This window comes from Mesorhizobium sp. M0016, assembly GCF_040324035.1.
GTDB lineage: Bacteria > Pseudomonadota > Alphaproteobacteria > Rhizobiales > Rhizobiaceae > Mesorhizobium.
Window position 1 is genome coordinate 1 of sequence record NZ_JAMYVM010000049.1, and the last position, 10,819, is coordinate 10,819.

Genomic DNA, 10,819 nt, shown 5'->3' on the forward strand with positions numbered 1-10,819 from the left:
AATGTCTTTGACGGCAGCGCTGGCGGTCTTAACTTCAGTCTTGGTCATGGTGGCGTTCCTTCGCGGGAATCAGGTGACGTGAACATCACCAGCCTGCCATGACCGCCCCCTCTCAGCGAATTTGCAGAACTCTCAGCACACTGCCCCGAAGCAGCTTGCCGCTTACCGATCAAGATTGTTCACGGTCGACTTGAAATCCACCGCAACCCATCTAGGGCAAGGTTCCGGCTTGGGTATCCTTTCCACCGGATGATCACACTATTTGCAACCAGTCCTGGCCAGCCGCTCTGGAGAATGAACTCAAAGGGATTCCTTTACTGGACGGCAGGCCTCCCCTTATCTTCGCGCGATTAGCTAATGTGATCATGCCCGGAACAATGTGTTTGGTATCTCGCTCAGCACTTCCGCGCCACGCTCGGCAACCAAGACATGCGCACCTGTCCCGAATAAGTAGCCGTTTTCACTGCATAATATATTGGGCATGTGCAGAGTCATGCCGACTTGCAGGATATCGTTCGACTCCGGCTCCAAGCTCAGGTCGCCGCGTTCAGTCCAATTAATACCAGTCTGGTATCCGGTTCGCTGGCGAAAGACGCCCTTTCTCCCAGATCGCTTCAGCACCTCTCGACCGGCCGCGTCGACTGCCGCCGCGGAGATTCCCGGCTTAACTACGTCGACGAGGGCTTCAATGACCTCCTCGGCCAAGGTGTGTAGAGATTCAGCCTCTGGATGCCGGCCAACCACCGCGCACCGAACCATTCCTACCGAGTATCCGTGTTTTGATGCCCCAATTTCCAGAAATGCCGGCTCGTTAGCACTAATCGGGTGCCGAGATGGGGGGGCATGTGGCAACTTCGTTCTTTCTCCGAACAGAATTGTACCGCCGCCAGAAAGCCCAACCTCCCCGCCAGCGTTGCTGGCATGTTCCCCGATGGCAGCCCCCATGGTCGCTGCCATCTCCCCCTCGGTAACACCTTCCCGTAACGAACTCTGGAAGGTTCGCACTGCCAGGTCAGTCATGCGCATGGCGTCGCGCATGCACTCGAGTTCTAGCTCGCCCTTTACCGCGGCCACCGAAGAAACCAGCCGAGTCGCATCAACGATCTTTAAACCGGGAAGCTGCGCCTGAAGCGCATTGACATCCGCCACCGCGAGATTCCAGCAGCCAAGCTCAAAACCGATCCTCTTGCTTTGCAAGCCATACCGACGGAGGACATCGGCGCACATTTTCCCAAAATCTTGCTGGTGGGTATAAGCAACCACCTCTTCAATACAACTGTACGAACGAACCGCTTGCTCGTCATACTGTCGGACAACAAATGTTGGCGACCGACCGGGTACCATGATCAAAGGGAAAGGTGCGAAGTATCCACCACTACCGTCGTACCCGCTAAGATACCGGAGATGGCCATGGGCAGTCACTACAAGAGCGTCTAACGCCGCGCTAGCCATCGCCGCCAGCACGTTACGCTGCCGTCGCTCATACTCAGATCTCGGGAACGGAACACCCGTCAGAGGAATAGCTGAGGACGTTGTCGCCATATCTCACCTCAATGATTGCCCATGCAGTAGTTTCGTTCGCAACAAGTATGGATCAGACCGAAGCTAGAGGCTGCCGCTCAACGTTCCGGGCTTTGGGTCAGCCAGACATCAACCGTCCGAGTGGGTTGCGTCAAATGCAGTTTTTCTATCGTCCCCATCTAGTGCCGAGATGGCAAAAGTACGGCGATTCAGAACCAGGTGCGACCCACCGCGTCACTGTCGTTAGCCCGAACCGTGTCGCCGGTGCATCAGGTCTACCGTGCGCGAGTTTCCGCAGATATAGCATCATTTGAAACGCATTTTCTTGAAGCGGCGGCGCAGCTAGATGAATATGATACAACCGCCTCCACCGCGTCGATCGCATGCCGCGCCGACGCATCGTTGGTCTTGCGAATGGATTGGCAGCCATAGGGAGTGCCGCTTGGCTGTCGCGTGACGAGTGGACAGCGGCGGCAGTAGCTTTGGCATGGAGGAGGTCTTTGCCATTCATCGGGATGTTGCGTTCGAACTCGACAGGGTCGCTTTAGCCGATGGCACCTGTAGGATGGCCTGCTGCGAAGGCAAGCCGAAGAGATTGACGACGCAGAGTGGCCGCTGATGCGCACTTCAATTTTTCGCGACCTGGAGCCACGGATGAATGACGCGCCGTCTGCCGGAAGCGCATTCGCAAAGGCCGGACAGGGGAAGTCCGCTAATTCCCGGACAGTCGTGGAGCGAACCTCAAGACTGAAACAGGGAAAATCGCGGACGGCTCCCATGTTAAGCTACTTTTCCATGTGTCGTCTGCGTGAATGTGTCTGCTCTCATTCAAACGGAGAGAGATAGTCGGGCTCTGAATGTAAGCGCTTTCGCGCTCCCTGCGGGGCTTGCCGTCTTACGGAAACGCCAGGGCATGAGGTCTTCAAATGCGGTCTTGCGGATGCCCGTTGAAGATCGCCTCGAGGATTTCGGCGATGTAGGCGACCGGGTTGACGTTGAGCTTGCATGTGATGGCCACCACCGCCCAATTCTGGGCGCAAGCCGACTTCATGACCGGCAAGAAGTTTTGTAAGAGCAACCGGCATGATGGTGTTCTCGACCGGGTTGGTGTCGAGCTCAAGCCGTCCGTCTTCGAGGAAGCGGATGAGCCCAGCGGATGTCGATAGCCAGCATGGAGCCGGACGAGACCATGGAGAGCCGTTTTTCCGACCACAGCCGCAGTGCTGCGATGACCAATCTGGCGCACGGCGGCCTCGCCGATCGGCGACTTCGTGTCGCATCTGCTTCACAAAGCGGCGGCGCAAATTGCTCCAGCAATGGACGAGTGCCCACGGCCTTGCGGCCGCTCGATCCGGGTCAAGCAGTCGTAGCCATCATAGCCGTCGCATGCAGGAATGTTCCGCGGAAGCCTTGGAGGGCCTGTTCGGCGTAGCTGCCGCTGCGTCCCTGCCTAGGTCGTCGGAGGCGATCGGCCAGAAGGAGCCCTTCTTCGTCTTGCCTCGTCGCAGTCGGACGACAATCTCATCCGCCGAAAACGCTCATTCGTAGCCATCGAACTCCCAGATGGGTGCCATATAGATTTCATGTTTGCCAAGTGCGAAATCGCTACGCATTCTGAGTCCAATAAATATAAGGGACGGTCGCGTAGTCTGCCAAACCGCTAAGCATGGACTTCGTTTAGCGCCTTGCGGCATGACAAGAGCTTCAAGGGAGGATAAAAATGAACGAATGGCTATTCAGTCGTCGTATGGTCATGAAGGCGATGCTGTTAGCGTCGGCTGTACCTTGTGTCGAACACTCCCGGGCGTTCGCTTCTTCGTGCGACGATCACATTGTGCGTATCGCCACCATAGCAAGTCCAAACACCTTGAACCCCTTTGCCACCTGGGACGCTTTTTATCCGCTGATTTACACCTATGATGCATTGGTCGGCTGGGACGCTCAGCACCACCCCGATCGGAAGGGGTTTGCCAAAGACTGGTCCGTTGCCGATGACAATCTTACGTGGACCTTCAAGATCTGGCCCGGCATGAAGTGGTCGGATGGCCGGCCGGCTACGGCTAGGGACGCCGCGTTCACATACAATTATCTGAAGGATTCCATAGGCACGCCCGATGAGTTGAACGTCGGTTGGAACTCCACCGCCGGCTTGGATGTTGTGGCCTCCTTCACTGCTATAGATGAAGAAACTTTGCAAATCCTGACCAAGGTCCCCACGCGTTGGCCAATCGACCACTTCACATCGATCGTTCCGGAGCACATCTGGAAGGGCATTAGCTACGCTGATGCGCGCGGCCCCTTCCGCAATGACTCGCCGCTTGTTGGCACGGGGCCTATGATTGTATCGGAGTTTCAGCAGGGCCAGTTTGTCCGCCTTGCGCCGAACCCATACTTCCGTACGGGGCAACCGAAGACTGCCGGCATTATTTTCCAGTTCTTCAGTACACCCGATCCAATCGCCCAGGGTCTGAAGGACGGTGGCTTCGATTACGGCATGAACCTGACGGTGGCTCAATGGGCCGACCTCTCAAAGGAACCTGCCATCGCCGCCGGTAAGCTGCGCATCCCGCAGCGGGATTATTTGGCCTTCAACACGGCATCGGGGGCCGGGGCAGGTAGCACCAAGGCGCTGCAGGACCCCGCGTTTCGCGATGCGATTGGCTACGCAATCGACCAGAAAGCCATGGTAGAGCGAGCGCTACACGGGCTCGCCGACCCCGGAGTAGGACCAATCGTGCCGATGGCTACCGATTACTACTCGGACCTGAGCGACATTAGGCGCCACTTCGATCTCGCTGAGGCTGGCCGCCGGCTCGATGCTGCAGGATATCGAGACACAAACGGCGACGGCGTCCGGGAGGACAAGGAAGGAAAGGGTTTCCAGCTCGAGTTGATCGCCGGAAACGGGGACGTCAACGTCGTGATCCCGATCGCGGCGATACAGTTGGTCGCTGGCTGGTTGGGACAAATTGGCATCCCCGTATCGGTTACCCAGCTCGAGATCGGCTCACTTAACGAGCGCACCTCTGCTCCCACAAATGGCGGCGGGGGCTGGGATTTGCTCATTGGCACTAGCTGGCCGTCTGCCCAGCCTGATTTGCTGCTTCGATTTGGCAAGAGCAACGGCTACGGCAACAAGTCGTACTGGACAAACGACACCTTCGACAAACTGATGTCGGAGCTCGACGTCACCATCGACCTCAAGAAGCGCCAGGAGTTGGTCGATCAAGCGGTGCGCCTCCTTTATACCGACGCACCCTACATCATCCTGTGTTACCCTTTCCTACTCGACGCCCGTCGCAAGGATTGCTTCGAGGGTTGGGGGACGGAGGACACGATGTCCACGGAGAGCTACTTTCCCGCCGATCGCCTGCGGCCGATCTAAATGGCTCCCAATGGACAGGGGGGCCGAACGAGCAGGCGTATCGGAAGGATTCTCCTACGGTCCGCCGTCACGCTTCTGATGGTCGTGATCCTGAATTTCATCGTATTCCGCATCGTTCCGGGCGATCCCGCTGCGCTTCTTTTGGAGGGGCCACGCCGCGCCGTGACCGCTGAGCAGATCGATGAGCAGCGTCAGCGTTGGGGCCTTGACCGGCCCCTAATCCCAGATCAGCTTCTCAGCTACATGTCGGCCACACTCCAAGGAGACTTGGGGTATAGCTTTAAGTTCAGGGGCAGGCGTGTATCCGATGTTCTAGTCGAGAGGTTGCCGAACACTATTGTCTTGGTAGGCTTGGCCCAGCTCATCGCAATTGCTTCCGGGGTTATGATGGGTGTCTTCGCAGGCTGGCGGCGGGGAACGGCGGTCGACCATCTCGCCACCGGATCCTCTCTGGCACTCTACTCCACGCCGCCGTTTTGGCTCGGCATGCTCTTGGTGTTGATCTTCAGCTCAGCCTTGGGCTGGCTCCCCGGCTACGGTGCAAATTCGTTAACTGCCGCAAGCGCCGGTTCACTCGACTGGCTGGTGGACCGCGCCCGCCATCTCGTGCTTCCTGCCTCCTCTATAGCATTGGGTTTAACAGGACAATACGTGCTGGTCGCCCGCGCCGCTATGAGTGACGTCGTCGGCGAGGACTATATGGTGACAGCGCGTGCCAAGGGGCTGACTGGTAGTCAGATGTTGATGCGTCATGCCTTCCGCAATGCCATGCTGCCAGTCGTGACCCTGGTGACACTCAATCTCGGCTATGTTGTTGCAGGTGCAATTACCGTGGAAGCGGTCTTCGCATGGCCGGGGATCGGCGGATTGACAGTCGAGTCACTCAATGCGCGAGACTACCCAGTTCTGCAAGGAGTATTCCTGTTGCTTGGTGCATCGGTGGTTGTCGCAAACCTCATCGCCGATCTTGCCTACGGCATTCTCGATCCGCGAGTCCAGCAATGAGGGAAAGTGCAGTTCGGTACTCCCCGCCTAGCCGGGCACGAGCAATCAAGGGCTTTCTGCGACAATTTATCGGCCACGGCGGGGCGCAGCTCGGCTTGTCTTGTCTGGTATTCTTCCTTGTAGTGGCTGTGGTGCCTAATATTCTCGTTGGCCCACTTGAGACTGTAGCAACCGCAACTGGCGATTTCCTCACACCCCCGTCTGGCCAGCATTTTGTGGGGACGGACGAGGTTGGGCGAGACGTAGGGAACCTGGTCGTCCATGGTGCTCGTATATCCCTCACGATCGCTCTGCTCGCGACCGTGATCAGCCTCGTCGTCGGTACGACTGTTGGCATCACCTCAGGCTACTACGGTCGCTGGGTTGACGTTTGGCTGATGCGCCTCACAGACTTCTTTTTTGTCATGCCGTCCTTCGTGCTGGCGCTGGTCATCACGCCCGTGATTCTCGAGGCGATGGGGAGTGGTGGAGACATCCTCGGCTTTCGGCCTTCGCTTTTCGTGATCATTGTCGTGATCGGAATGACAAGTTGGGCGTTCGTCGCTCGGGTCGTTCGCAGCCAGACTCTGTCGCTTAAAGAGCGAACATTCATCGATCGCGCGCGCGTAGCAGGCAGCAGCAATCTAACTATCATGGTTAGGCACATTCTCCCCAATCTCGTGCCCCAAATCGCGGCCAATGGAGCTCTGGTCGTCGCCGGCGCAATTTATGTCGAGACGTCACTTTCGTTCCTCGGCCTTGGCGATCCGTTGCAGCCTTCATGGGGAACTTTGCTTTCACAGGCTCAGCGCGCCGGCGCGGCCAGTGCTGGAGCCTGGTGGTATCTCGGCGCCCCCGGGGTTTGCGTCCTTATGGTTTCGCTGAGCTTCGTCCTGATTGGCAATGCCCTCGACGACACGTTTAACCCACGGCGGAGGGTGATCCCATGACAAACTCTTCCCAGGACAAGGCTCCGCTTCTGGAAGTCAACGGGCTTTCTGTCGACTATGGGCTTAAGGGCATTTTATCGCGTGCCATTGACAGCGTGAGCTTCGCGCTCCGGGCCGGAGAGGCCGTTGGCCTCGTCGGAGAATCAGGTAGTGGGAAGACCACCACTGCGATGGCGATCGCGGGCCTGCTGTCACCCAACGCGCGGGTCATCAGCGGCGAGGTGCATTATCGCGGTAACCGACTACCGGTCGACGATGATGCGGCCATGCGGCCGCATCGCTGGAGCGAAACGTCCGTTGTGTTCCAGGGCGCAATGAATGCGCTCAACCCCGTACACCGCATCATCAAGCAGATCGCCGAGCCGTGTATGTTAAAGCTCGGCATGTCGCGTGGGGAGGCGACGGCACGGGCAAGAGAACTGCTTGAGCTCGTCGGTATTCCGACTGACCGCGGCTACGCATATCCGCACGAGTTGTCGGGCGGCATGCGTCAAAGAGTGATGATTGCGATGGCGCTAGCATGTCGCCCCTCGATCGTCATCGGCGATGAGCCCACCACGGCGCTAGACGTTATAACACAGGCTCAGATCCTGAAGCTGTTAGCGGAGTTGCGATCGAGGCTTGGCCTTGCCCTCATTCTGATCACCCACGACCTTTCTGTAGTGGCTGAGTGTTGTGATCGCGTTATGATCATGTACGCCGGCCGGATCGTCGAGGATGGCACTGTCGCGGAGATCTTCGCCAGACCTAAGCACCCCTACACCAGACTTTTGATTGACTCGCTCCCGAACCCGGCGAGCGGCAAAAAGATGATCCGGCCAATACCGGGTGATCCTCCCAACCTGCTAAATCGGTCCTCAGGCTGTGCGTTCCATCCACGTTGCCCGTCGGCCTTGGCGATTTGTGCGGCCGAAGTTCCAAGCCTCGGTAAAGTTGGGCGGGAACGCGTCGCGTGTCACCTTCACCGGTCCTCGCAAGAAGACGAGGTCGCAGCTCATGCCTGATACCGCCGATTTCCTGCGTCTTGAGAGCCTGCAGGTCCATTTTCCTGTCCAGGGCGGGCTGTTAGACCGTGTCCTCGGCCGACCTGGCGGCGCCGTGCGCGCGGTGGATGGGATCGACCTCAGCGTCGGGCGCGGCGAGATCGTTGCACTGGTCGGAGAATCGGGAAGCGGCAAGACCACGGTGGGCCGCGTCATCACCAAGCTCGCCCAGCCGACTGGCGGAAGAATGTTGTTCGAAGGACGCGACATGACGTCGGTTCTAGGCGCCTCGGCTTTGCGTCCTTACCGACATCGCGTGCAGATGATATTCCAGGACGCCTATCAGGCGCTCAACCCGCGACACACCGTGTTCGATATAGTGGCGGAACCGTTGCGCTCACTCAAGTTGGTCGAGAACAATGCTCAACTAATAGAGCGGGTCAGTGAAGCGCTTGCGTCCGCCGGGGTAAATCCTCCCAGCGATTTCTTCGCCCGCTTCCCACATGAGCTGTCCGGCGGGCAGCGCCAGCGAGTCGTGATTGCCGGAGCCCTTGCCGTGAAGCCCGAGCTTATCGTTGCCGACGAGCCCGTGTCGATGCTCGATGTGTCGATACGCGCACAGATTCTTCAGGTTCTGGTCGACCTGCGCGATGACCATAATATGGCGCTGCTGTTCATCACGCATGACCTGCCGCTCGCGTGGTTCATCGCCGACAGGATTGCCGTCTTGTATCTTGGAAATTTGGTCGAGGTCGGCAGCGCCGACGAGATCACATTCAACCCACGCCATCCCTATACCGTCGCCCTGCGAAATGCTACGCCGCAGATTGGCGGCAATGCAGCTCGCGCCGAGCTAGCTACCTTGCAGGGCGAGGTTCCAAGCGCCGCTCGGGTGCCGAGCGGGTGCCGGTTCCATCCACGCTGCCCCTTGGCGTTCTCCCGCTGTAGGGAAGAGGAACCGCCGGCCATCGAAGTGGGCCCGCAGCACATGTCCGCATGTTGGCTTGCCAAGTAATCTCCGGCCGGCCTGAGACTTCCTCAGCCCCACGCATCAACTGCCAGTTGCGTAAAACACGCCGAAACCCGCCCCACTTTAATCAGCCGAGTCAGAAAAGGACATCTAATGGAACCTGCTCAACCCCCGGGGTCTGAAGCTTTGGCAAAGCCGCGGGCACGCGACCTGGGAATGGCATTTTCTGGAAACACTGGCGTCTTCAATGCAATTACCGATGTTGCCGGGGTGGAGGTTGGCTATTCGACCGTGATCAACGACTCGTCACCCTCTGGCAGAGGACCCGCACGCACCGGAGTCACCGCAATACTTCCACGTGGCCGCGCAGGCTCTTTGAAGGCTCCCGTTTGGGCCGGCTTTCACTCGCTTAACGGAAATGGTGAAATGACCGGAACGCACTGGATCAAGGAGGCTGGTTATTTTACGGGACCCATTGGAATCACTAACACCCACAGCCTTGGAACGGTCCATCAGTCGATCCTGAAATGGATGATCGAGAAGCCCGAGTCTGGATATGGAGCCTATAAGTTCATGTTGCCCGTGGTGGGCGAAACATGTGATGCCTACCTCAACGACATGGACGCCTTCCATGTTACACCCGCCCATGTAACGGAGGCTCTCGACCGGGCGTCCAGCGGCCCCTTGGCTGAGGGGAACGTTGGTGGGGGAACTGGGATGATCTGCTTCGAGTTCAAAGGAGGCACGGGAACGTCGTCCCGTGTTATAGATGTGCTCGGTGCGAATTATACCGTCGGGTGCCTTGTACAAGCGAACTTTGGCATTCGTCCGCTGTTGAAAATTCTCGGCGTACCGGTTGGCGAACACTTCACTTCGAATCGCCTCTGGGCCGGCGAGCAGGGTTCGATTATCGCCGTGGTAGCTACCGACTCACCTCTGATGCCAACTCAGTTGGAGCGGCTCGCGCGGCGTGCCGGGCTCGGCATCGGCCGCACTGGAACGCCGTCTGGAGATGGATCCGGTGATCTATGCCTTGCCTTCTCAACGGCAAATCTGACCCTGAGTGAGTCGGCGGTCGCGCCCGCAATCGGAGATTTCGCTTTCTTGCCGAACAACAGGCTCGACACACTGTTTGAAGCGACGGCACAATCCGTAGAGGAGGCAATCATTAATGCCATGGTGGCAGCCGAGCCCATGGTGGGGCGCGAGCAAAGGTTTGTTGCAGCCATCGAGCACCACGCTTTAAAGGAGCTTATGCGTTACTATGGGCGACTGCACCAATGATCCAAGGGAAGCGCCTCAGCCGGCGCCGAGCACCATCCCTTCTTCGAGAAGTCAAGAAGCGGAACGCAACATTCTCGCGGCCGGAAAGCACCGTCGCGGCATATCTCGTCTCGCATCTGCGCGCAGGGCAAATGATGCCGATCGCACGATCGATCACCGTCAGCGTCTGCCGAGCATTGCCTGTCTGCATCACCGCGCCCCGCTGCATTTATTGCGGAATGTCGCGCACGTCCGGCGTTCGAAAGCGGCGAAGTACTCGCAGAACCGCCTAGTATGCCGGCGATTCCATATAAGCCCTTGGACTAACCCGCTCCGCGATTGCGGAGAGGACGTCTGTGCCGCCGGCGTGGCGACCTCGAGGGCGCAACCAAGGAGCCAACTTCCTCGGGACGAGTATTATCGGCAGCCTCTGCGCTTCGCTGCGAATCGAGTCGGGCGGCAGGTTCTTCTCGTTGGCCAGGGAGACCTGAATAGTCCGAATAACCTCTCGCCCGAGCAACTCCGGCGACTTGCCAGAGTGGCGGCCATGATCGTGCGACTTCCGGTCAATGAGCCCGATGAGGCAGACCCTTGTCGCGCCGTCGGCAAACGCGCCCGAAAAGATCATGGGTCGCAGTAAGCGCGTATCGGCGAGGGGAGTGTGGGAGCACAGGGAACGGTCGTGTCCCATCAGGTGGTGTAGCTCGGCGATAGGGAAGCCGCTCACGAGCGCGCCGTTAGTAGCGCTGTAGCGAGCGAGCGG

9 protein-coding genes and 2 pseudogenes are annotated in these 10,819 nt (G+C 58.5%); 7 read left to right on the forward strand and 4 right to left on the reverse strand.

Annotation, left to right across the window (positions count from 1 at the left end; genetic code table 11):
* Positions 1-363 precede the first annotated feature (363 nt).
* On the reverse strand, positions 364-1,542 hold the full coding sequence (locus tag NKJ88_RS32505) for a M24 family metallopeptidase (protein WP_352446929.1): 1,179 nt from the start codon (positions 1,540-1,542) through the stop codon (positions 364-366).
* Between the two features lie 901 nt (positions 1,543-2,443).
* Complete coding sequence (locus tag NKJ88_RS32510; RefSeq protein ID WP_352446936.1) at positions 2,444-2,539, reverse strand: transposase domain-containing protein; 96 nt, start codon at positions 2,537-2,539, stop codon at positions 2,444-2,446.
* On the opposite strand from NKJ88_RS32510, the gene NKJ88_RS32515 reads away from it, so the two are divergent.
* Positions 2,532-2,687, forward strand: a complete 156-nt coding sequence (locus NKJ88_RS32515; protein ID WP_352446937.1) for a hypothetical protein — start codon at positions 2,532-2,534, stop codon at positions 2,685-2,687. The genes NKJ88_RS32510 and NKJ88_RS32515 overlap by 8 nt on opposite strands.
* Here NKJ88_RS32515 and NKJ88_RS32520 read toward each other — a convergent pair.
* Positions 2,634-2,801: pseudogene (locus tag NKJ88_RS32520) on the reverse strand (hypothetical protein); the annotation flags it as partial. The gene NKJ88_RS32515 and the pseudogene NKJ88_RS32520 sit on opposite strands and share 54 nt — an antisense overlap.
* 440 nt (positions 2,802-3,241) lie before the next feature.
* Here NKJ88_RS32520 and NKJ88_RS32525 point away from each other — a divergent pair.
* The 6 genes from NKJ88_RS32525 (at position 3,242) to NKJ88_RS32550 (ending at position 10,077) form a co-directional block, all read left to right on the forward strand.
* Complete coding sequence (locus NKJ88_RS32525; protein ID WP_352446930.1) at positions 3,242-4,906, forward strand: peptide ABC transporter substrate-binding protein; 1,665 nt, start codon at positions 3,242-3,244, stop codon at positions 4,904-4,906.
* Complete coding sequence (locus tag NKJ88_RS32530) at positions 4,907-5,911, forward strand: ABC transporter permease (RefSeq protein ID WP_352446931.1); 1,005 nt, start codon at positions 4,907-4,909, stop codon at positions 5,909-5,911.
* A 302-nt stretch (positions 5,912-6,213) separates the two neighbouring features.
* On the forward strand, positions 6,214-6,840 hold the full coding sequence (locus NKJ88_RS32535; protein ID WP_352446932.1) for an ABC transporter permease: 627 nt from the start codon (positions 6,214-6,216) through the stop codon (positions 6,838-6,840).
* Complete coding sequence (locus tag NKJ88_RS32540; protein WP_352446933.1) at positions 6,837-7,844, forward strand: ABC transporter ATP-binding protein; 1,008 nt, start codon at positions 6,837-6,839, stop codon at positions 7,842-7,844. Before NKJ88_RS32535 ends, NKJ88_RS32540 begins: the two co-directional genes overlap by 4 nt.
* Positions 7,837-8,838, forward strand: a complete 1,002-nt coding sequence (locus tag NKJ88_RS32545) for an ABC transporter ATP-binding protein (RefSeq protein ID WP_352446934.1) — start codon at positions 7,837-7,839, stop codon at positions 8,836-8,838. Before NKJ88_RS32540 ends, NKJ88_RS32545 begins: the two co-directional genes overlap by 8 nt.
* Before the next feature lie 171 nt (positions 8,839-9,009).
* Positions 9,010-10,077 carry a DmpA family aminopeptidase gene (locus NKJ88_RS32550; RefSeq protein ID WP_352446935.1) on the forward strand — a complete coding sequence of 356 codons (1,068 nt, stop codon included), beginning with the start codon at positions 9,010-9,012 and terminating at the stop codon, positions 10,075-10,077.
* 268 nt (positions 10,078-10,345) lie between these two features.
* Here the strand turns inward: NKJ88_RS32550 and NKJ88_RS32555 are convergent.
* Positions 10,346-10,819: pseudogene (locus NKJ88_RS32555) on the reverse strand (hypothetical protein); the annotation flags it as partial.

Coding starts and splice junctions, on each gene's coding strand:
- NKJ88_RS32545 (WP_352446934.1), top strand. CDS start 7,837: ATGCCTGATACCGCCGATTTCCTGCGTCTTGAGAGCCTGCAGGTCCAT.
- NKJ88_RS32515 (WP_352446937.1), top strand. CDS start 2,532: ATGGCCACCACCGCCCAATTCTGGGCGCAAGCCGACTTCATGACCGGC.
- NKJ88_RS32530 (WP_352446931.1), top strand. CDS start 4,907: ATGGCTCCCAATGGACAGGGGGGCCGAACGAGCAGGCGTATCGGAAGG.
- NKJ88_RS32550 (WP_352446935.1), top strand. CDS start 9,010: ATGGCATTTTCTGGAAACACTGGCGTCTTCAATGCAATTACCGATGTT.
- NKJ88_RS32525 (WP_352446930.1), top strand. CDS start 3,242: ATGAACGAATGGCTATTCAGTCGTCGTATGGTCATGAAGGCGATGCTG.
- NKJ88_RS32505 (WP_352446929.1), bottom strand. CDS start 1,542: ATGGCGACAACGTCCTCAGCTATTCCTCTGACGGGTGTTCCGTTCCCG.
- NKJ88_RS32540 (WP_352446933.1), top strand. CDS start 6,837: ATGACAAACTCTTCCCAGGACAAGGCTCCGCTTCTGGAAGTCAACGGG.